The sequence below is a fragment of the Leifsonia sp. NPDC014704 genome (assembly GCF_043083605.1).
GTDB lineage: Bacteria > Actinomycetota > Actinomycetes > Actinomycetales > Microbacteriaceae > Leifsonia.
In genome coordinates, this window is the sequence record NZ_JBIBYW010000001.1 from 1,623,230 (window position 1) to 1,643,274 (window position 20,045).

The window sequence follows — 20,045 nt, forward strand, 5'->3', positions numbered from 1 at the left end:
TCGGGTGGGCACGGTCGGGTGGCTCCCGGTTGTCCACACTAGTGAGGACAATCCGGGGTACAAATACCCCTTTTAGGGTCGCCCCCTCTTTGGGGTGGGGTGTCTGTCGTCTTTCTCAGAAACGCGGGGTGTGTCGCGCTTGCGTCGACCGCTCTCCATGCATATGCATCGAACGTCCGGAGCGTGTCGGAGGGGGCGGTCTAGGCTGGCGGCATGCCGTCGCAGCCGTCACCACAGCTGTGGCGAGGGCGCAGTCCGGTCCTGACGGCGCTCCTGATCGTGGGCCTGGTGGCCGGAATCCCCGTGGCCCTGCTGTTCGGGATGCTGCTGCTCGCTCTCAGTGTGGTCGGCGGCGTCCTCGCGGCGATCGGCTGGCTGCTCTCCGTCGCGGCGGCGTGGGTCTGGTACGCAGTGCAGCGCTCGCGGCGCATCCCGTACCCCTTCGGCGCACCGCCGCCCACGACCCGGCGCAGCAGACGCGTCGCCCTCAGCGGCCTGTACCTGTCGCTCGTGCCGCGGACCGTCGGCGGCGTCGCCCGTGTCGCCGCGTGGCTGCTCGCGCCACTCGCGCTGCTCGTGTCGCTGATCGGGATCTTCCTCCTCCGCTGGCGCGCGAAGCCCTACTTCGCGGTCTTCACGCTTCCCGCGCTGCTGCGCAAGGTGGTCAATCTCGGCCGTCGGCGCGGCCTGCTGCGTGACGGCCACGACGCGGTGCTGACCGGCTACGACGACTTCCTCGGGCGTGCGTTCCCGCTCATCCGCGACGTGCTCGACTGGTGGAACGACCCGCTCGCCGGCGACGACTACACGCCGACGCCCGGGTTGCCCGACGTCCCCGCGGGACTGCTGGGACTGCCGCTCGGGCCCTCCCCCGATCCGCTCGGGCAGCCGGGCATCGCCGCCGGGGCGATGCGACGGCGGTCGATCCGCTCGCTGCGGGATGTGCTCCTCAGCCAGCGCGAGATCGACGACTTGTGCGACCCGGACCTCGACGACCGTGCCGACGTAGGGACGGTGCGGATCGTGGAGGTGCCACGGACCGGGGATTCCGGCCGACACTGGATCGTGCAGTTCGCGAGCACGAAATCCTGGCACCCGAGAGCCGGCGCGGCGCCCAACGACCTCACGGCGGACTTGCTGATCGGGGCCGGCGACGAGCCGACGGTCGCGCGCGCCGGGCTGGCGGCGATGCGGGAGGCGGGCATCCGGCCCGGCGAGCCGGTGCTGCTCGCCGGGTTCAGCCTGGGTGGGATGGTCGCCGCGCAGATCGCCGCCTCAGCTGTCGCCGACGGGCTCGACGTCACGCACCTGGTGGTCGCAGGCTCGCCGCTCGGGCGGATCGCCGTGCCGCCGACGGTGAGCGTCCTGGCACTGGAGCATGTGCTCGACCCGGTTCCCCGGATCGAAGGGCGCGAGAATCCCCTCCGCGCGGAGCCCGGCGCACCCTTCCTGACGGTGAAGGCGCGGCCGCCGCTGTCCCTCGGCTTCCGGATCGGAGCGCTGCATCAGTCGACGGCCTACGCGGACACGGCGGCGATGGTGGAGGCGGACCCGCCGGATCCGTCGGTCGCCCTGCTTCTCGCCGGGCTGGCGCCGTTCTTCGGGCCGGGCCAGCGCATCCACGACCGGGCAGCCGTGCGTGCGGGAGGGCTGCCGCCGCGACCGTCGGTGCCGTTGTACCTGCACAGTACGGTCGAGGAGGGCATCACGCGCGGGACGCTTCGGCAGACCGTGCGACGGCTGCCGGGCGTGATCGCGGTCGACGTCTACCAGTCGCGCAGCGGGTTCGCGACGACGATCCTGTGGAACGCCGACATCCTGGTCCGCGAGCTCGATCCATGGCTGATCGCCGCCGGACGCACTGCGGTGTACCGGGGACTGCTGTCGTTGCTCGCGCGGCGCCGCGCTGTCGGCATCCACCTGCGGCTGCAGGCGCGGTCGACGCCCGGGATCACGTGGGAGGCGACGGTGCAGCGGCTCTCGGACGGACGCTGGCGTGAGTCGATCGACATCACGGTCGACGACCGCGCCGATCCGGATGCGGTGCGCCGCCTCTTCCCGGGCGGAGCCGCCCCGGTCGTGGTCGTCCACGACCCCGACGCATTCGACCCCATCCTCGACGTGGCCCGCCAGCGCTGACGCCGTTCGCACCGCCGCGCCTGCCCCACCCGACAGCCCCACCGTCGAGTCCGCACTTTTTGCACGCCGCGGGGCGGCTTTGTGTGCAGTTTTTGCGTACTCGATGGTGGGTGGGAGGGACGGGGTCAGCGCTTGCGCTTCTCGCGGACGCGCATGTTGAGGACGATCGGGGTGCCCTCGAAACCGTAGACCTCGCGGAGCCGGCGGATGATGTACCGCCGGTAGCCCGGGTCGAGGAACCCGGTCGTGAACACCACGAATGTCGGCGGGCGGCTCGACGCCTGCGTGCCGAAGAGGATGCGCGGCTGCTTGCCGCCACGAACCGGGTGCGGGTGCGCGGCCGTGAGCTCGGCGAGGAACGCGTTGAACTTGCCGGTCGGGATGCGGGTGTCCCACGACTCCAGCGCCAGCTCCAAGGCGGGGACGAGCTTCTCGAGGTGACGGCCGGTGCGTGCGGAGATGTTGACCCGCGGCGCCCACGAGACGTGCGCCAGGTCCTGCTCGATCTCGCGCTCCAGGTAGCGGCGGCGGTCGTCGTCGAGGAGGTCCCACTTGTTGAACGCCAGCACGAGTGCGCGGCCCGACTCGAGCACGAGGTCGATGATCCGGACGTCCTGCTCGCTGATCGGCTCGCTCACGTCGAGGACGACCACAGCGACCTCCGCCTTCTCCAGTGCTGTGGATGTGCGGAGCGAGGCGTAGAAGTCGGCGCCCTGCTGCAGGTGCACGCGCCGCCGGATTCCGGCCGTGTCGACGAACCGCCAGATGCGGCCGCCGAGCTCGACCTGCTCGTCCACCGGGTCGCGCGTGGTGCCCGCGAGCTCGTTGACGACGACGCGCTCCTCCCCCGCGGTCTTGTTGAGCAGGGACGACTTGCCGACGTTGGGGCGCCCGATGATGGCGACGCGACGCGGGCCGCCGATCTCGCGCTTGGCGAAGGCGGACTCCTCAGGCAGGACCTTCAGCACTTCGTCCAACAGGTCGGCCACGCCGCGGCCGTGCAATGCCGAAACAGGATGCGGCTCGCCGAGTCCCAGCGACCACAGCTCGGTTGCGTACGGCTCCTGGCGGGCGTCGTCCACCTTGTTGGCGGCGAGGAAGACCGGCTTGTCGGTCTTGCGCAGCAGGCGGACGACGCGCTCGTCGGTGGCGGTCGCGCCGACCGTCGCATCCACGACGAAGAGCACGGCGTCGGCGAGGTCGATCGCGACCTCCGCCTGCGCGGCGACCGAGGCGTCGATCCCGCGGGCGTCGGGCTCCCAGCCGCCGGTGTCCACGAGGGTGAACCGGCGACCGTTCCACTCCGCCTGGTACGAGACGCGGTCGCGCGTCACACCGGGGGTGTCTTCGACGACGGCCTCGCGGCGGCCGAGGATGCGGTTGACGAGCGCGGACTTGCCGACGTTCGGCCGCCCCACGATCGCGAGCACCGGCAGCGCCGGCAGGTAGGTGATGCCGTCGACGTCCTCGCCGGCGACCTCGAGGATGTCGAGGTCGCTCTCGTCGAGCTCGTACTCTTCGAGACCGCTGCGCAGCGCGTTGGCGCGCTGGACGGCGAGTTCCTCGTCGAGCTCGGAAAGCCGGGTGACGAGGTCGTCGTCGCCGGTCGGCTCGTTTTCGATGTCAGACATGTGCTGCTTTCTGTACGACCTGGATGACCGCGTCGACGGTCTGGTCGAAGTCGAGGTCGGTGGAATCGACGGTGGTCACACCGTCCGCGGCGTTCATGAAGTCGACGACACGGGCGTCGGCCTCGTCGCGTCTCCGAAGTGCCTCGCCGACGTGGGCGGCGGAATGGCCGGCCAGCTCGGCGGAACGCCTGGCCATTCTAACGGCTTCATCAGCGGTCAGCAGGATGCGCACCGGCGCATCGGGGCAGACCACGGTCGTGATGTCGCGACCCTCGACCACGATCCCGTCGCGGTCGGTCGTGCGGATGATGTGCCGGAACAGCCCGGTGAGGAACTCGCGCACCTCGGGGACCCGCGCGATCGCGCTGACGACGGCGGTCACCTCCGGCGTCCGGATGGCCCCGGTCACGTCGGAGTCGCCGACGAACACGTGGTAGGTGTCGGGGTCGGTGCCGATCCGGTAATCGAAGTCGGGGAGGGAGTCGATCACCGCCGCGGCGTCCGTCGGGTCGACCTGCCGCTCCACGACGTACCAGCTGAGCGCACGGTAGGCGGCGCCGGTGTCGAGGTACGCCCAGCCGAGCCGCTTGGCGGCCGCCTTGCTCACGCTCGATTTGCCGCTGCCGGCCGGTCCGTCGACCGCGACCACGATCGTCTCGGTCATCCGGTGATCCTCCATCCACGTTCGGTCAGGTCTTCGACGGTGCGGTGCAGCACCTCGGGCAGCACCGCGATATCGGCGAGGCCGAAGGCCGCGCCGGGCGAGTGCTCCAGGCGCAGGTCCTCCATGTTCACGCCGAGTTCGCCGAGCTCGTGCAGCAGGCGCGCCAGTTCGCCCGGGCGGTCCTCCACCATCACCACGAAGCGCGAATATTTCCGGTCCTGGCCGTGCTTGCCCGGCAGCCGGGACACACCGATGTTGCCGCCCGCTATCTCCTCCGCGATGGTGCGGCGGGCTCCCGCGGCGTCGACGTCGCCGAGGGCGATGAGCACGCGGTCGAGGTCGTCGCGGTAGGCGCGGAGGATCTCTACGATGGCGGGCGCGTTCGCCCCGAGGATCTGGACCCACAGTTCCGGCTCGCTCGCGGCGATGCGCGTGACGTCGCGGACGCCCTGCCCCGCGAGCGCGAGGGCCGTGTCCGGTGAGTCCGCCAGGCGCTTCGCCATGAGGGAGGAGACGAGCTGGGGCGCGTGCGAGACGAGAGCGACGGCGGCGTCGTGCTCGGCCGCATCCATCTCGACCGGGGTGGCGCCGAGGTCGAGGATGAGCGCCTCCACCAGGCTCACGGCCGGTCGCGGGTTCTCGGGGCGCGCCGCGACCACCCAGGGCCGGCCGATGAACAGGTCGGCGCGCGCGGACGAGGGCCCACCGCGCTCACGCCCGGCGAGCGGATGGCCGCCGACGTAGCGGGCCAGGTCGACCCCGGCATCCTGCAGCTCGGCGAGCGGAGCGACCTTCACGCTGGCGACATCGGTGACGATGGCATCGGGATGCGCGGCCAGCTCTTCCGCGACGACCTTGCCGGTGAGGTCCGGCGGCACGGCGACCACGATGAGCGCGGGCTCCGCTCCCCCGTCGTCGAGCCGGCCCGCCCCATAGTCCGCCGCCAGCCGCAAGTGCGCGGGCGACGCGTCGGCGAGCAGCACGTCGACACCCCGGGCGCGCAGCCCGAGTCCGACGGACGCGCCGAGCAGCCCCGCGCCGACGACGCGGACGGGGCCGGAGAGGCGGGCGGAGATCTCAGTCACCCGTCCACCTTAGCCAGCGCGTGCCGCCCGTTTTCGCACTCGACCGGTCTGGGAGGAGGCTCCGGCGATATCCGTCACCGATCCCCTCCGTTTTCGGCGTACGCCCGGCGCGGCGCGGGAGGATTCCTCCGTTCGCCACAGCTGAGGTGGGTACGCGCGAACGGAGGAGTCCCGGGCCGACACGCCGGCGCCCGACGATCAACGGAGGCCGTTGCGGCGCGCACGCGCCGAACCTCCTCCGTTCTCGCCGAGGCTGCCGCGGGGATGAGCCGGAGAGCGCTCAGCGGTTCTCGCGCGAGATGGTCAGCAGCTGGCCCAGTTCGGCCTTCGTGAGATCGCGCAACTGGCCGGACTTCAGCGTGCCGAGGTGGAGCGGCCCGAACTGCCGGCGAACGAGCTCGACGACCGGGTGCCCGACCTCCGCGAGCATCCGCCGGACGATCCGGTTGCGGCCCGAATGCAGGGTGATCTCGACGAGCGAGTCGTCACCGCGCGGGTTCGACTGCAGCAGCTTGGCCTTATCGGCGGCGATCGGGCCGTCCTCCAGCTCGACGCCCTTCGTCAGCCGCCCGATCGTCTGCGGTGTGACGACGCCGCGCACCCGGGCGATGTAGGTCTTGGTCACCCCGAACGACGGATGCGCGAGCACGTGCGCCAGTTCGCCGTCATTGGTGAGGATGAGCAGTCCGGAGGTCTCCGCATCCAGCCTGCCGACGTTGAACAGCCGCTCCGGATAGTCCGCCGTGAAACGCGAGAGGTCGGGTCGACCCTGCTCGTCGCGCATCGAACTCACAACGCCGACGGGCTTGTTGAGCATCACGTACCGGCGGGAGGTGTCGAGCTGGACGGCCGTGCCGTCCACCGCCACCTGATCCACCTCCGGGTCGACGCGCGTTCCGAGCTCGCGGACGACCTTCCCGTTCACCGTCACGCGGCCCGCCACGATCATGTCCTCCGACACCCGGCGCGAGGCCACACCGGCGGCCGCCATCACTTTCTGCAGGCGCTCGCCCTGCATCGACTCAGCGGACATCGCCCTCGAACCCGTCCGCACCGTCCGCCAGCAGTGGCGAGATCTTGGGCAGCTCGTCGATCGAGTTGATACCCAACTGGCTGAGCAGCAGATCGGTGGTGCCGTAGTTGATCGCGCCGGTCTCGCTGTCGGTGAACAACTCGGTGATCAGGCCGCGGCCGAGCAGCGTCCGCACGACCGAGTCCACGTTCACGGCTCGAATGGATGCGATGGCGCCGCGGCTGATCGGCTGCTTGTACGCGATCACCGCGAGGGTCTCCAGTGCCGCCTGTGAGAGCTTGGTCGGGTTCTGCTGCAGCACGTAGTCGGCGACGACGTGGTCGAACTCCTCGCGCACGTAGATGCGCCATCCGCCGCCCACCTCGCGCAGCTCGAAGCCTCGGCGCACACCGCCGCCCTCGCCGTCGAAGTCGGCGACGATCGTGGCGAGCGCCGCCCGGACGCGCTTCACCGGAGCGCCGACGGCCGTTGCCAGCGTGACGACGCTCATCGGCTCGTCTGCGACCATGAGGATCGCCTCGAGGGCGCGCTCGATCTGCGCGTCCTCGACCGGCGCGGGCACTTCCGTGGTGTCGGTCACCTCGGTCGCCTCGGTCGCATCCGCGACGTCCGTGTTCTCAACCGTCATAGTCGGCTCCCAGATTCGACAGGTTCTCTTCTGACCAGTGCTCGGCGGTCCACCTCAGCGTGAGCTCGCCGAGCGGCTCCAGCTGCTCGAAGGCGATCGCCGCCCGCCGGTACAGCTCCAGCACCGCGAGGAAGCGTGCGACGACGACGCCCTTCTGCTCGGCGCCGGCCACCAGCTGCCGGAAGCTCATCGGCTCGCCGTGGCGCAGCATCCCGACGACCACGGCGGCCTGCTCTCGGATGCTGACGAGCGGTGCGTGCAGGTGGTCGAGCCCGACGACGGGCACCTCGCGCGGCGTCATCGCCAGGGTGGCCAGGGCCGCGAAGTCGTCGAGGCTCAGCGTCCAGACGAGCTCCGGGGTGCGCTGGCGGAACTTGTCCTCCAGACGCACCAGCCGGGCATGGCGGGCGCCCTCGGCCTCCAGCCGCTGGGCGAACCATGCCGATGCCTCCTTGAAGGCGCGGTACTGCAGCAGCCGGGCGAAGAGGAGGTCGCGGGCCTCGAGCAGGGCGACGTCCTCCGCATCCACCAGCTCGCCCTGCGGCAGCAGACCGGCGACCTTCAGGTCGAGCAGGGTCGCCGCCACCAGCAGGAACTCGCTGGCCTCGTCGAGGCTTTCATCCGTGTCGAGTTGGCGGAGATAGGCGATGAACTCGTCCGTCACCCGGCTCAGCGAGATCTCGGTGATGTCGAGCTCGTGCTTGGTGATCAGCGAGAGCAGCAGGTCGAACGGGCCCTCGAAGTCACCGAGGGAGACGCGGAAACCGGACGATTCCTCGGCGGGAAGGGTCGCCGCCGGTTCGGCCGTCCCCGGTTCGCTCGTATCAGGCGACGGCGCCACGGAACACCAGTTCCCGCGCCAGCTGGCGGTACGCCTCCGCCGCCTGGTGCTCGGGCGCGAACTGCGTGATCGGAGTGGCCGCGACCGACGCGTCCGGGAACTTCACGGTGCGCGAGATGACCGTCTCGAGTACGCGGTCGCCGAAAGCGTCGACGACGCGCTCCAGCACCTCGCGCGAGTGCAGCGTGCGTGAGTCGTACATGGTGGCGAGGATGCCGTCCAGCTCGATCGCGGGGTTCAGCCGCTCGCGCACCTTGTCGATCGTCTCGATGAGCAGAGCGACGCCGCGGAGGGCGAAGTACTCGCACTCGAGCGGGATGAGCACGCCGTGGCTGGCGGTGAGCGCGTTGACGGTCAGGATGCCGAGCGACGGCTGGCAGTCGACCAGGATCACGTCGTAGTCGCTGGCGACCTTGCGCAGCACGCCGGCGAGGATCTGCTCGCGGGCGACCTCGTTGACGAGGTGCACCTCGGCCGCGGACAGGTCGATGTTGGCCGGGATGATGTCGAGCCCGGGCGTCGACGTCGTCTGGATCGCTCCCTGCACGTCCGCGTTGCGGTTCAGCAGCAGGTCGTAGATGGTCGTCGCGTCGTGCGTGTGGGCGCCGAGGCCAGCGGACAGCGCGCCCTGCGGGTCGAAGTCGACGGCGAGGACACGGCGGCCGTACTCGGCGAGCGACGCGCCGAGGTTGATGCTGGTCGTCGTCTTGCCGACGCCGCCCTTCTGGTTGCAGAGGGCGATGATCTTCGCCGGGCCGTGCTGCTTGAGCGGAGCGGGCACCGGGAACGCACGAAGCGGCCGACCGGTGGGTCCGGGCTTCGGAGCGATGGATGCGGCATCCATGCCCGGCAGCTCGGTCTCGACCTCGTCGTTGCGCGTCACCTGGGTGTTCCTCGTCCCTCTCGTGGCCGGTCTTTCAAGGGGACAGTCTATCCGCGCCGTGCCCCGCTTGCGGGGCGCGCGCCCGGCGGTTCGGTACGCTGGCGGCGTGCAGCCGATGCCGTCCGCCCTCGAGACCCCGCGCCTGCGTCTGCGCCCGCGCGACGGGCGCGACGCCGAGTGGAACCTCGCACTGCTCGCCGAGCATCCCCTCGGCCGGGCTCCGGGCTCGGTGGAGGACGAGCGGGAGCGGCTGGATGCGCAGCGCGCGACGTTCGAGGAACGCGGGTTCGGGCTGTATGCGATCGAGCTCGCCGACACCGACGAGCCGGTGGGCTACTGCGGCCTGATCGTCGGCCGGGCGAGCGCGGCCCAGCCGGAACTCGCGTACGAGCTGCTGCGCGGGCAGGTCGGCGCCGGCTACGCGACCGAGGCGGCGTCCGCCGTCGCCGACGCGGCCTTCGACGCCGGCTACCCCGTGCTCTGGGCGACCGTCGAGACGTGGAACGCGCCGTCGTTCGGTGTGCTCCGCAAACTCGGCTTCACCCCGACGCGCCGGGTCAGCGGCGACGCAGGCAAGGTCCTGGTGTGGATGCGTCGCCGAGCGCCCCGCCGTCGGCACCGCACCCTCCCCTAACCCGCTCGCAGATTCGTGCCGAATGTGCGCTATGCGGCGCGCATTCCGCACATTCGGCACGAATCTGGAGCGGGGTCAGCGCGCGCGCGGGTGGGAGGCGGTGTAGACGTCGCGGAGGGTGTCCGCGGTCACCAGCGTGTAGATCTGCGTCGTCGCGACCGACGAGTGGCCGAGCAGCTCCTGCACGACCCGCACGTCCGCTCCCCCGGCCAGCAGGTGCGTGGCGAACGAGTGCCGCAGCGTGTGCGGCGAGATCTCCAGGTCGAGCTTCGCCCGCTCCGCGGCCGCCCGGATGATGAGCCACACGTTCTGCCGCGACAGCCGCGCCCCGCGCATCCCGAGGAACAATGCCGGAGTGGCGCGTCCCTTCGCAGACAGCACCGGCCGGGCGCGCACCAGGTAGGCGGAGAGCGCGGCCTGGGCGTAGCCGCCCAGCGGGACGATGCGCTGCTTGCTGCCCTTACCGGTCAGCCGGACCACATCGGTGTCGATCACGTCGTCGACGTTGAGGTCGACGGCCTCGCTGACCCGGGCGCCCGTGGCGTACATCAGCTCGAGGAGCGCCTTGTCGCGGAGCGCGGCCACGTCGTCGCCGTCCGTCGCGGCGAGCAGCGCCGCCACCTGGTCGACCGTGATCGCCTTCGGGAGGCGGCTCGGAAGCTTAGGCGGGCGCAGGTCGCGGGCGGCGTCCGCCTCCACGCGCCCCTCCTCGAGCAGGAAGCGGTGGAACCCGCGGACCGTGGACAGCATCCGGGCGAGGGATGACGCCGTCAGCGGCGACTCCTCCCGCGTCCCGAGGTGCACGGCGAACTCCGAGAGGGTCGCCGGGGTGACCACCGAGACATCCCCGATGCCCTGCTCCTCCAGCCAGGAGGCGTAGACGGCCAGATCACGGCGGTAGGCAGCCACGGTGTTCGCCGAGAGGCCGCGCTCGATGGCGACATGCCTCAGGAAGGCGTCGACATCGGCCGCGACGGTCATCTCGCGAGCTTGGGGTGGCTCGGCCAGGGCTCGTCCGCCGAGCCGAGCGTGGTCCATCCGCCGTCGCGCGCGGTGCGGGCGGCGAGCAGGGCGATGATCAGCGGAGCGTTGTGGACGCGGCGCTGCAGCACGGCATCCACCGCCTCGTCGAGGGGCACCCAGCGCACCTCGATGTCGGCCTCCTCGGCCTCGCGGGCGAACTGTGAGCCGGTCGAGCGGATGCCGCGGGCCAGGTAGATCCGGATCGCCTCGTCGTTGCCGCCGGGGCTCGTGAACACGTCGGCGAGCACGTTCCACTCGTCGGCCTGGAGGTCGGCCTCCTCGCCCAGCTCGCGCTTCGCGGCCGCCAGGGGGCTCTCGCCCGACATGTCGAGCAGCCCGGCCGGGATCTCCCAGTCGCGGTGGCGGACGGGGTGCCGGTACTGGCGGATCAGCAGCACCCGGCCGTCGTCGTCGAGGGCGAGGATGCCGACGGCGCCGGTGTGATCGACGTACTCGCGGGTGATCTCGTCGCCGTTGTACCGGAAGACATCGCGCCGGACGTTCCAGATCTTCCCCTCGAACACCGTCTCGGACGAGACGATCTCCGGGCGGAACGGCTGGTCGTTCAGCTCGGCTGCTGCGGTCTCCGCTTCGACGTCCGTGTTCTCCGTCATCAGGCTTCGGCGACCATCTCGGCGTCCGCCTCGGCGACCTCGAACAGGAGGCTGGCCTTCTGACGGTCGAGGGCGGCGCCGACGAGCCCGGCGAAGAGCGGGTGCGCGCGGTTCGGACGCGAGCGGAGCTCGGGATGGGCCTGCGTGCCGACGTAGAACGGGTGCACGTCCCGCGGCAGCTCGACATACTCGACCAGGTGGCCGTCCGGCGACGTGCCCGAGAACCAGAGGCCCGCGTCGGCGATCTGCTCGCGGTAGTTGTTGTTCACCTCGTAGCGGTGGCGGTGACGCTCCGACGCCTCGTTCGAGCCGTACAGCTCGGAGACCAGGGAGCCCTCGGCGAGGTTCGCCGGGTACAGGCCCAGGCGCATCGTGCCGCCGAGGTCGCCGCCGGCGATGATGTCCACCTGCTCGGCCATGGTGGCGATCACCGGGAACTCGGTGTCCGGGTCGAACTCCGACGACGACGCGCCTCCGAGACCGGCCTCGTGCCGGGCGTACTCGATGACCATGCACTGGAGGCCGAGGCACAGGCCGAGGGCGGGGATGCCGTTCTCACGCGCGAACCGGAGCGCGCCGACCTTGCCCTCGATGCCGCGGACGCCGAAGCCGCCGGGCACGCAGATGGCGTCGACGTCCGACAGCTGCGCCGCGGCGCCCTCGGGCGTCTGGCACTCGTCGGAGGCGATCCACTTGAGCTTCACCTTGGTGCGGTGGGCGAACCCGCCGGCCCGAAGGGCCTCGGTGACCGAGAGGTAGGCGTCGGGCAGGTCGATGTACTTGCCGACCAGGCCGATGGTGACCTCGTGCTTGGGGTCGTGGACCGACTCCAGCAGGCGCGCCCAGCCGTCCCAGTCGACGTCGGCGGCCTTGTCGAGGCCGAGCTGGTCGATGATGTACGCGTCGAGGCCCTGCTCGTGCAGCATGGTCGGGATGTCGTAGATGCTCGGGACGTCGACCGCGTTGACGACGGCCTGCTCATCCACGTCGCACATCAGCGCGATCTTGCGCTTGTTGCTGTCGGATACCGGGCGGTCGCTGCGCAGAACGAGCGCGTCCGGCTGGATGCCGATGGAGCGGAGGGCTGCGACCGAGTGCTGCGTCGGCTTGGTCTTCTGCTCGCCGGACGCGTTCATGAACGGGACGAGGGAGACGTGCACGAAGAAGCAGTTCTTGCGGCCGAGCTCGTGGCGCACCTGGCGGGCGGACTCGATGAACGGCTGCGACTCGATGTCGCCGACCGTTCCGCCGATCTCGGTGATGATGACGTCGGGCGCGGGCTCGCCGTCCGGCCCCGGCTGTGCCTGCAGACGCATCCGACGCTTGATCTCGTCGGTGATGTGCGGGATGACCTGGACGGTGTCGCCGAGGTACTCGCCGCGGCGCTCCTTCGCGATGACGTTGGAGTAGATCTGCCCGGTGGTGACGTTGGCCGACTGCCCGAGGTTGATGTCGAGGAAGCGCTCGTAGTGCCCGATGTCGAGGTCCGTCTCCGCACCGTCGTCGGTGACGAAGACCTCACCGTGCTGGAACGGGTTCATCGTGCCCGGGTCCACGTTGAGATAGGGGTCGAGCTTCTGCATGACCACGCGGAGACCGCGGGCCGTCAGAAGGTTGCCGAGGGAGGCTGCCGTAAGGCCCTTCCCCAACGAAGAAACGACACCACCTGTCACGAAGATGTGCTTGGTAGTGCCGTTCGATGTGCCCGCGTCTGAATAATCCACCACGGGCTTATAGCCTATCACCCGCCGCGGCTCCGGCTGACCGTCAACGCCGCGCGGCCGACGCCATGTCGACCAGCTCGCGGGCGTGGGCGAGGCCGCTCTCGGAGTCGGGAAGGCCGGAGAGCAGGCGGGCCATCTCGGCGATGCGCTCGTCGCCGTCGAGGCGCCGCACGGACGACTCCGTCACGGCGCCGTCGCTTCCCTTGACCACGGTGAGGTGGTTGGTGGCGAACGCGGCGACCTGGGCCAGGTGCGTGACGACGATGACCTGCGCGGTCTCCGCGAGTCGCGCGAGCCGGCGGCCGATCTCGATCGCGGAGGCGCCGCCGACGCCGGCGTCGACCTCGTCGAAGATGAAGGTGGGCACCGGATCGCTGCCCGCGATGACGACCTCGATCGCCAGCATCACGCGCGACAGCTCGCCGCCCGATGCACCTTTGCCGAGCGGGCGGGGCTCGGCGCCGGGATGCGGCTGAAGCAGGATGGCGACCTGGTCGCGGCCGCTCGCGGTGTAGGCCTGCGGGTCTGCGTCGTCGCGCTGCGTCACCTCGACGACGATGCGCGCGTCGGGCATGGCCAGCGCGGACAGCTCCTCCGTGACGGCTTCGGACAAGCGCGCGGCGGCGGCCGTGCGCTCGGCGCTCAGGCCGGCCGCGAGGTCCGCGACCAGCGCGGCGTCCGCCTCGACCTCCTGCGTCAGCTCTCCGATGCGGTCGGCGTCGCCGTCGAGCTCCAGCAGGCGCAGGCTGCCCGTCTCGAGCGTGCGGATGACGTCGTCGAGGGTCGGGCCGTACTTGCGGACCAGGATCGCGAGCTCCGAACGGCGATCCTGCACGGCCTCCAGCTCGTTCGCCCCGTCGGCGTCGAGCGTCGCGAGGTAGGTCGACAGCTGCGCCGCGATGTCGGAGATCAGGTAGTTCGCTTCTGCGACCGACTCGGCCAGCGGCTGAAGGGCGCTGTCGTGCGGTGCGACGCGTTCCAGCTGGCGGCGTGCGTTGTCGAGCAGGCCCAGGGCATCCGTGCCCTCGGACTCCTCGGCACTCAGCAGCTCCCGGGCGGCGCCCGCGGCGAGCCGGAGGTCTTCGAGGTTGGTGAGCCGCTCGGCGCGTTCGCCCAGCTCGTCGTCTTCGCCGGGCTGCGGCGCGACGGACTCGATCTCGGCCATCGCCACCCGTAGGTCCTCCGCCTCGCGCGCGCGGCGATCCTGGTCGGCGATCAGTTCGTCGAGTTCGGCACGGTTGTCGCGCCAGCGGTGGAAGACCTGCTCGTACGTGGCCAGCTGCTCCGCGAACTGCGGACCGGCGAACCGGTCGAGCGCGGCCCGCTGGGCGATCGCCGAACGCAACCGGATCTGGTCGGACTGCCCGTGGACGACAACGAGCTGCTCGCCGAGCTCGGTCAGCACCGAGACGGGCGCACTGCGCCCGCCGACGACGGCGCGCGAGCGGCCCTCGGCCGAGACGGAACGACTCAGGACGAGCTCCGCCTCCGCGGTGTCGATCGGGTCGACGTCGCCGCCGGCGTCGCGGACGCGCGCGACGACCTCACCAGACAACGGCACACGCCAACGGCCCTCCACCCAGGCCTGCGGGCTGCCGAGGCGGACCGCGCCGGTGTCGGCACGCTCGCCGAGCAGCAGGCCGAGCGCCGACACCACCATGGTCTTGCCTGCGCCGGTCTCGCCGGTGATGGCCGTGAATCCCGCGCCGAGCGGGAGGGAGGCGTCGGCGATGACGCCCAGGTCTTTGATCGAGATCTCCTCGATGCCTCCGCGCGCCTCAGTCACGACCGACCGGCCCCCTCCAACCCGTCACGGGAAGGTCGAACTTGTGCACCAGACGGTCGGTGAAGGGCCCGGGGTGGAGCCGCGCGAGCCGCACCGGGATGGGCGAGCGCCGCACGACGACACGAGCCCCCGGCGGAAGGTCGAACGGACGGCGGCCGTCGCACCAGAGGATTCCGGCGCCGCCGGCGCGGTCGAGCAGCTCGACCGCGAGGGAGGAGTCCGCATCCACCACCAGGGGGCGCGAGAACAGGGCGTGGGCGCTCAACGGCACGAGCAGCAGCGCGGCGACGCCGGGCCAGACCACCGGGCCGCCGGCCGAGAACGAATATGCCGTCGACCCGGTCGGCGTCGACATGACGACGCCGTCGCAGCCGAAGCTCGACATGGGCCGGCCGTCGACCTCGATCACGACCTCGAGCATCCGCTCGCGGCTGGCCTTCTCGACCGTTGCCTCGTTGAGGGCCCAGCTCTCGTAGACGACCTCGCGGCCGACCTTCACGCGGGCCGACAGCGTCATGCGCTCCTCGACCTCGTAGTCCTTCTCGAGACCGCGGGCGACCGCGGTCTCGAGGTCGTCGCGCTCGCTCTCGGCGAGGAAGCCGACGTGACCGAGATTCACGCCGAGAAGCGGAGCCGAGCAGCCGCGGACCAGTTCGGCCGCACGCAGGATGGTGCCGTCGCCCCCGAGGACGATGACCAGCTCCAGTTCGCTCGGCGCCACGTCGTCGCCGAGCACGGCGACCGCGTCGAGCGACGGATCGGCCTCCAGCAGATCTCGTCGCTCGTCGGCGCTCAGCACCGGGACGACGCCCGCGTCGAGCAGCTGCCGGGACACCCGGACACCCGCCTCGAGGGAGTCCTGACGACCGGTGTGCGCGACGACGAGGATGTACCGCGTCGCTGCACCCATCAGTGTCACGTTCCCTCCTGTCGAAAGCCGTCCTCCCATTCTGTCTGTTTTCACGCGGAGGGCGAGGCCACGCGGCCAGGTTTGTGGAGAACGTTCACCTAGCGCGAAAGCCGGACGACCTCGTCTCGCAGCCCGGACGGGTCCGGCGCCCCCGCGCGCAACCAGACCAGGAACTCGTGGTTGCCGTGCCCTCCGGCGATCGGCGACGGGATGAGGCCCGCGGTTCCGAGGCCCGCATCGTGGGCGGCCCACAGCACGTCCGAGATCGCGTCGGCCCGGAGGCCCGCGTCACGGACCACACCCTCGCGGATGCCCTGCCGCCCGACCTCGAACTGCGGCTTGACGAGCAGCAGGAAGTCGGCGCCGCGGACGGCGGTGGCCACGAGCGCGGGAAGCACCTGCGTCAGCGAGATGAACGACAGGTCGGCCACCACGAGGTCGGGGCGCACGTCGTCGCCGGTCAGGCCGGCGAGCACGTCGGGCGAGAGCGAGCGGACGTTGACGCCCTCGTACGATTCCAGCCGCCCCTCCCCCGCCAGCACGGGAGACAGCTGGCCGTGACCGACGTCGACGGCTATCACGCGTGCGGCACCGCGCTCCAGGAGCACTTGGGTGAAGCCGCCGGTGGATGCGCCGGCGTCCAGCGCGACCCGGCCCGCCGGGTCGACTCCGAAGCCGTCGAGCGCGGCGATCAGCTTGTGGGCGCCGCGGCTGACGTAGTGGTCGGCTCCGGCGATCCGCAGCTCCTGCCCGTCGCCGACCTTCGCCGACGCGCGGACCACCGCCTGCCCATCGACCGTGACCAGCCCCTCCGCGATCAGAGCGGCCGCGTGCGACCGCGAGCGGGCGAGGCCGCGCTCGGCCAGGGCGACGTCGAGACGCCGCTCAGTTCCGGCCATGGTCGTCGTCGCCCTCCAGGGTGTGACGGAGCTGCTCGTGGAGCTGCGCGTACGCGTCGGCCCGCGCCGCCAGCGGCTGCTCCTCGATCACATCCAGCCGGTCGACGAGGCCGCCCTCGTCGGCCGATCCCTGCGGTTCATCGGACATGGCTCAACCGTACGTCAGCGTCTCACGCGACGAAGACACCCGCGAGGGTCTTCTTTCCGCGTCGCAGCACGACCATGTCGCCCGGCAGCACCGAGGAGCCGACAGGCTGCTCCGCATCCTCGACCTTCGCGTTGTTGACGTAGACGCCGCCCTGGGCGACCGCGCGCCGCGCCTCCCCGAGGCTGGATGTCAGCCCCGTGTCGACGAGGGCCTGCGCGACCGTGGTGGACGGCTCGGTCGTGGTCGTGCTGGGAAGCTCGCGGAGGGCCGCCTCGAGCGTCGGCGCGTCGAGGTCGGCGAGGTCGCCCTGGCCGAAGAGGGCCTGGGAGGCCGCGATGGCCGCCTCGGTCGCCGCCACACCGTGCACGAGCGACGTCACCTCGAACGCCAGCCGACGCTGCGCCTCGCGCTTGAACGGCTCGTCGGCCACCTTCTGCGCCAGCTCGTCGATCTCGGCCCTGGTCAGGAAGGTGAAGATCTTGAGCCGGTCGATCACGTCGGCGTCGTCGGTGTTCAGCCAGAACTGGTACATCGCGTACGGCGTCGTCAGCGTCGGGTCGAGCCAGACGGCGTTGCCCTCGCTCTTGCCGAACTTGGTGCCGTCGCTGTTGGTGATCAGCGGTGTCCCGATGGCGTGCACATGCGCGCCCTCGACCTTGCGGATGAGCTCGGTGCCGCTGGTCAGGTTGCCCCACTGGTCGCTTCCGCCGGTCTGGAGCACGCAGCCGTACTGCCGGTAGAGCTCGAGGAAGTCCATCCCCTGCAGGATCTGGTAGCTGAACTCGGTGTACGAGATGCCCTCGTCGGAGTTGAGGCGCGCGGCCACAGCGTCCTTCTTGAGCATCGTGCCGACCCGGAAGTGCTTCCCGATCTCGCGCAGGAAGTCGATCGCCGACATCGGCGCCGTCCAGTCGAGGTTGTTCACGAGCCGGACGGCGTTGTCGCCCTCGTCGGACAGGAAGCGGGTGACCTGTGCCTGCAGGTAGCCGACCCACTCCGCGACGGTCTCCTTCGTGTTGAGGGTGCGCTCCGCCGTCGGACGGGGGTCGCCGATCAGCCCGGTGGATCCGCCGACCAGTCCGAGCGGCCGGTGGCCGGCGAGCTGGAGGCGCCGCATGGTGAGCAGCTGCACCAGGTTGCCGAGGTGCAGGCTCGGCGCGGTCGGGTCGAAGCCGCAGTAGTACGTGATCGGGCCGCCGGCCAGGAGCTCCTTGAGGGCGGTCTCATCCGTCGACACATGGATGAGACCGCGCCACTTCAGCTCGTCCCAGACGTCGTCGAACGACGCGTCGTTGGCCTGTGCGGCGAAGCCGTGCGCGCGGACGCTGTCTGCGCTGCTGCTCGGGTCGCGGGAGAGGGCGGTTTCTGACACGCGTTCAGGTTATCAGCGGGTGTTCGGGCGCACCTGGCGTGGTGGATGTCCCTCGATCAGGGCAGCAGACCTGATGCATTGGTCATCAGGCTCAGAGACCTGATACAATCATCATCAGGCTCATGGCCCTGATGAAGGAGGTACGGGATGTTCGTGATCACCGCCGACCAGGTCGACAGCCGACGGCGCCCCGACATCGTCGCCCCCACGCTCGAGACGATCCGCGAGCGCTTCGGCGAGCGCCTCGCCCTGCCGCCGGACCGCAATGCCGGAGACGAGCTGCAGGCGCTGACGGCGGATCCCGCCACGGCCCTCGATCTCGTCCTCCAGCTCACCCGTGACGACGCCTGGAGCGTGGGGCTCGGCCTGGGCGACGTGCGCCTCCCCCTGCCGGAGAACACCCGGGAGGCGACCGGGGATGCGTTCATCGCGGCGCGCGCGGCGGTCACCCGTGCGAAGCGGGCCCCCGCCCGCTTCGCCGTCGAGGCCGTCGCCGAGCAGGAGCCCGCAGCCGATGCGGAAGCGCTCCTCACCCTGCTGCTGACCCTCCGCGAAGGGCGCACCGCCGCCGGCTGGGAGCTCTACGACCTCGTCTCGTCCGGACTCACCCAGGCCGAGGCGGGCGCCCGCCTCGGAATCACGCCGCAGTCGGCGAGCGATCGCGCACGGGCCGGGGCGCTCCGTGTCGAACTGGCGGCCATCCCGGCGCTGACTAGGCTGTTGGCACGTGCCGACGCGGCCCAGGCCGATCGGCGGACACCCGAGGAGGACGCATGACCACGTGGCCGCCGGTGCCGGTGCTGCTGAACCAGGTGGCGCCCCATGCGCTCTGGGTGCTCGCCCTCCTCCTTCTGCTCGCCGCGCTCGGCTGCATCGTGGCCACGCTGCGGACACCGCGCCGGCCGCTGGTCTACTGCGCGACCGCTTTGCTGGCCGCTTCCCTCGTGATCGTGCTCATCCCGGCGCAGCACGCCCCCTTCGTGCTCCGGCTGCTGATCGGCGCGGCCGCCCTCGCCCTGGCGGTGCTCGGCGGCTGGCCCGTCTCGCAACTGGTCCTCGCGCTGGCCACACGGAGCACGACCGAGCCGAGCGCCCACGGCGGCATCCTGGTGAGAGCGGTCACGCCGGAGGGCGCGACGACGACGCGCGAGGTACTCCGCGGCGGCACCACCATCGGCCTGCTGGAGCGGCTGGCCGCGGCCGGTACGATCATGGCCGGCTTCCCCGAAGGGCTGGCCGTGCTGGTCGCCATCAAGGGCGTCGGCCGGTTCACGGAACTCGAGGAGGCCGAGGCGCGCGAGCGCTTCATCATCGGCACCCTGACCAGCATCATCTGGGCGTGCGTCTGCGCAGGGGTCTTCCGTATCGTGGCCGGCTGAACAGCGCCGCCACGGCATCCCGTCAGTCGTCGGACTTGGGATGCCGCTTGTACGGCGAAACGGTCGGGTCGCCGGTCAGCCAGTAGCGCCACGGGTACGCGAGGCCGCCGCCCGCCCCGGAGACTCCCGTCCGCGGCCCGGTCGAGTACTCGGCCTGCTCGGTCGGCAGCAGCAGCTCGAACGGCGGGACGAAGAGGTCGGCGCCGTCGTTGGCGAGACTCATCCCTGCGGCGACGACGAGCCGCGCGGGGCCTCGCGCGAGGTCGCGGTGCGGGATGCGGCGGCCGCTGCCGCCGACCCGCCGCGATTCGGCCAGATCCTCCCCCTCGATGACCTCCGCAGCCCGCAGCAGCACCGCAGACGCCTCGCCCTCCGGCGAGCACACGACGTTGGCGCAGACGTGCATCCCGTACGTGAAGTAGGCGTACAGGTGCCCGGGCGGCCCGTACATGACGGCGTTCCGGCGGGTGCGACCGCGGAACGCGTGCGACCCGGGGTCGAGGCCGTCGCCGATGTACGCCTCCACCTCGGTGATCCGCAGTCCCACCGTTCCCTCCGGCGTCTCGTGCCGCAGCACGGCGCCGAGCAGTTGCGGCGCGACCTCCAGCGACGACGCCAGGAAGACGTCGCGCTCGGGCCGGTACAACGTCAC

At 71.1% G+C, this 20,045-nt stretch carries 20 protein-coding genes; 4 read left to right on the forward strand and 16 right to left on the reverse strand.

The window, feature by feature from the left end; genetic code table 11:
* The first annotated feature begins 213 nt into the window (after positions 1 to 213).
* On the forward strand, positions 214 to 2,139 hold the full coding sequence (locus tag ACF1AJ_RS07985) for a hypothetical protein (protein ID WP_391506853.1): 1,926 nt from the start codon (positions 214 to 216) through the stop codon (positions 2,137 to 2,139).
* 125 nt (positions 2,140 to 2,264) lie between these two features.
* Here ACF1AJ_RS07985 and der read toward each other — a convergent pair whose 3' ends face one another.
* The 7 genes from der to ACF1AJ_RS08020 form a co-directional block, all read right to left on the reverse strand.
* Positions 2,265 to 3,770 carry a ribosome biogenesis GTPase Der gene (der, locus tag ACF1AJ_RS07990; RefSeq protein ID WP_309857501.1) on the reverse strand — a complete coding sequence of 502 codons (1,506 nt, stop codon included), beginning with the start codon at positions 3,768 to 3,770 and terminating at the stop codon, positions 2,265 to 2,267.
* Positions 3,763 to 4,434 carry a (d)CMP kinase gene (gene cmk, locus ACF1AJ_RS07995; RefSeq protein WP_391506854.1) on the reverse strand — a complete coding sequence of 224 codons (672 nt, stop codon included), beginning with the start codon at positions 4,432 to 4,434 and terminating at the stop codon, positions 3,763 to 3,765. The genes der and cmk overlap by 8 nt, the downstream gene beginning before the upstream one ends.
* The gene (locus ACF1AJ_RS08000) at positions 4,431 to 5,519 is read right to left on the reverse strand and encodes a prephenate dehydrogenase (protein ID WP_089874980.1); all 1,089 of its coding nucleotides are present in this window, start codon (positions 5,517 to 5,519) and stop codon (positions 4,431 to 4,433) included. Before ACF1AJ_RS08000 ends, cmk begins: the two co-directional genes overlap by 4 nt.
* Before the next feature lie 280 nt (positions 5,520 to 5,799).
* Positions 5,800 to 6,552, reverse strand: a complete 753-nt coding sequence (locus ACF1AJ_RS08005) for a pseudouridine synthase (protein ID WP_309857492.1) — start codon at positions 6,550 to 6,552, stop codon at positions 5,800 to 5,802.
* A complete protein-coding gene (gene scpB, locus ACF1AJ_RS08010; protein ID WP_391506855.1) occupies positions 6,542 to 7,180 on the reverse strand; it encodes an SMC-Scp complex subunit ScpB in 639 nt (212 codons plus the stop codon). The genes ACF1AJ_RS08005 and scpB overlap by 11 nt, the downstream gene beginning before the upstream one ends.
* A complete protein-coding gene (locus tag ACF1AJ_RS08015; RefSeq protein ID WP_391506856.1) occupies positions 7,170 to 8,021 on the reverse strand; it encodes a segregation and condensation protein A in 852 nt (283 codons plus the stop codon). Before ACF1AJ_RS08015 ends, scpB begins: the two co-directional genes overlap by 11 nt.
* The gene (locus tag ACF1AJ_RS08020; RefSeq protein WP_391506857.1) at positions 8,005 to 8,904 is read right to left on the reverse strand and encodes a ParA family protein; all 900 of its coding nucleotides are present in this window, start codon (positions 8,902 to 8,904) and stop codon (positions 8,005 to 8,007) included. Before ACF1AJ_RS08020 ends, ACF1AJ_RS08015 begins: the two co-directional genes overlap by 17 nt.
* Before the next feature lie 115 nt (positions 8,905 to 9,019).
* Between ACF1AJ_RS08020 and ACF1AJ_RS08025 the strand changes: the two genes are divergently transcribed.
* Positions 9,020 to 9,538, forward strand: coding sequence for a GNAT family N-acetyltransferase (locus ACF1AJ_RS08025; RefSeq protein ID WP_391507453.1), 519 nt, complete (start codon positions 9,020 to 9,022; stop codon positions 9,536 to 9,538).
* Positions 9,539 to 9,613: 75 nt separating this feature from the next.
* Here ACF1AJ_RS08025 and xerD read toward each other — a convergent pair whose 3' ends face one another.
* From xerD to tyrS, 8 genes are all read right to left on the reverse strand, one after another.
* Positions 9,614 to 10,519 (reverse strand): site-specific tyrosine recombinase XerD, encoded by a 906-nt coding sequence (gene xerD / locus ACF1AJ_RS08030; protein WP_391506858.1) that lies wholly within the window; start codon positions 10,517 to 10,519, stop codon positions 9,614 to 9,616.
* A complete protein-coding gene (locus ACF1AJ_RS08035) occupies positions 10,516 to 11,175 on the reverse strand; it encodes an NUDIX domain-containing protein (RefSeq protein ID WP_391506859.1) in 660 nt (219 codons plus the stop codon). The genes xerD and ACF1AJ_RS08035 overlap by 4 nt, the downstream gene beginning before the upstream one ends.
* Entirely contained in the window at positions 11,175 to 12,902 is a 1,728-nt protein-coding gene (locus ACF1AJ_RS08040; protein WP_081626597.1) for a CTP synthase, read from the reverse strand. The genes ACF1AJ_RS08035 and ACF1AJ_RS08040 overlap by 1 nt, the downstream gene beginning before the upstream one ends.
* 40 nt (positions 12,903 to 12,942) lie before the next feature.
* Positions 12,943 to 14,685, reverse strand: a complete 1,743-nt coding sequence (gene recN, locus ACF1AJ_RS08045; protein WP_391506860.1) for a DNA repair protein RecN — start codon at positions 14,683 to 14,685, stop codon at positions 12,943 to 12,945.
* Positions 14,678 to 15,595 carry an NAD kinase gene (locus tag ACF1AJ_RS08050; RefSeq protein WP_018190182.1) on the reverse strand — a complete coding sequence of 306 codons (918 nt, stop codon included), beginning with the start codon at positions 15,593 to 15,595 and terminating at the stop codon, positions 14,678 to 14,680. The genes recN and ACF1AJ_RS08050 overlap by 8 nt, the downstream gene beginning before the upstream one ends.
* 98 nt (positions 15,596 to 15,693) lie before the next feature.
* A complete protein-coding gene (locus tag ACF1AJ_RS08055; RefSeq protein WP_391506861.1) occupies positions 15,694 to 16,494 on the reverse strand; it encodes a TlyA family RNA methyltransferase in 801 nt (266 codons plus the stop codon).
* On the reverse strand, positions 16,481 to 16,642 hold the full coding sequence (locus tag ACF1AJ_RS08060; RefSeq protein WP_391506862.1) for a hypothetical protein: 162 nt from the start codon (positions 16,640 to 16,642) through the stop codon (positions 16,481 to 16,483). The genes ACF1AJ_RS08055 and ACF1AJ_RS08060 overlap by 14 nt, the downstream gene beginning before the upstream one ends.
* 22 nt (positions 16,643 to 16,664) lie before the next feature.
* On the reverse strand, positions 16,665 to 17,903 hold the full coding sequence (gene tyrS / locus ACF1AJ_RS08065; protein WP_391507454.1) for a tyrosine--tRNA ligase: 1,239 nt from the start codon (positions 17,901 to 17,903) through the stop codon (positions 16,665 to 16,667).
* Positions 17,904 to 18,161: 258 nt separating this feature from the next.
* Here tyrS and ACF1AJ_RS08070 point away from each other — a divergent pair, with 258 nt between their 5' ends.
* Together ACF1AJ_RS08070 and ACF1AJ_RS08075 are read left to right on the forward strand one after the other, a co-directional pair.
* On the forward strand, positions 18,162 to 18,791 hold the full coding sequence (locus ACF1AJ_RS08070; RefSeq protein WP_391506863.1) for a DNA-binding protein: 630 nt from the start codon (positions 18,162 to 18,164) through the stop codon (positions 18,789 to 18,791).
* A complete protein-coding gene (locus tag ACF1AJ_RS08075; RefSeq protein WP_391506864.1) occupies positions 18,788 to 19,393 on the forward strand; it encodes a hypothetical protein in 606 nt (201 codons plus the stop codon). Before ACF1AJ_RS08070 ends, ACF1AJ_RS08075 begins: the two co-directional genes overlap by 4 nt.
* A gap of 22 nt (positions 19,394 to 19,415) precedes the next feature.
* On the opposite strand, the gene ACF1AJ_RS08080 is transcribed toward ACF1AJ_RS08075, so the two are convergent.
* Positions 19,416 to 20,045, reverse strand: coding sequence for a DNA-3-methyladenine glycosylase (locus ACF1AJ_RS08080; protein WP_391506865.1), 630 nt, complete (start codon positions 20,043 to 20,045; stop codon positions 19,416 to 19,418).